Raw genomic sequence first — 605 nt, 5'->3', positions numbered from 1 at the left:
CGTGGGCTCGGAGATGTGTATAAGAGACAGCGCCGGTGGTAACGCCGGAATCGGGGGCGCGGGTGGTGCTTCCGGCGGTGGCAACCACGCCGCGTCGGGCACTCACGGGTCGGCCGGCAAGGGCGGCGACGGCGGCGTCGGTGGCCATGGCTACGACGCGGCCACCGATCTCGGCGCGCTTGCGGGCACGGGCGGCGGCAACGGCGGCGTCGGCGGCGACGCGGGTATCGGCGGTCTGGAGGCCGACGGGTCTCGGGCGGTCTCCGGCGTTGCCGGTGCCGGCGGCGACGGCGGCGACGGCAAGGACGGCGCGGACGGGATCAACGGCACCGCCAGCGATGTCGACGGCACTGCCGGTCAGGCCGGTGGCCGCGGCGGCAACGGTGGCGTGGGCGGCTTGCAGGCCGATGGCACCACTCGTGCCGCGACCGGCCTCGGCGGCGACGGCGGCGCGGGCGGCAAGGGCGGCGCCGGTTATGACGCGGTGCTCGCCGGTGCGGCTCCGGGAACCGATGGCGGTGCGGGCGGCGCCGGCGGCAACGGTGGCCTCGGCGGTACCGGCCTGGTCGCCGGTCTGCATGGTGTCGGCGGTGTCGGCGGCAACG

The 605-nt window shown here is 76.9% G+C and carries 1 pseudogene; it reads left to right on the top strand.

Features of this window, described 5'->3' with window-relative positions:
* Nucleotides 1–605 (top strand): annotated as a pseudogene (locus LI94_RS24145) (PE family protein); the annotation flags it as partial.

This window comes from Mycobacterium sp. UM_Kg27 (genome assembly GCF_000972905.1).
Classification (GTDB): domain Bacteria; phylum Actinomycetota; class Actinomycetes; order Mycobacteriales; family Mycobacteriaceae; genus Mycobacterium.
The sequence above is the reverse complement of the archived record's forward strand: the minus strand, read 5'-3'. Positions and strand labels throughout refer to the sequence as shown.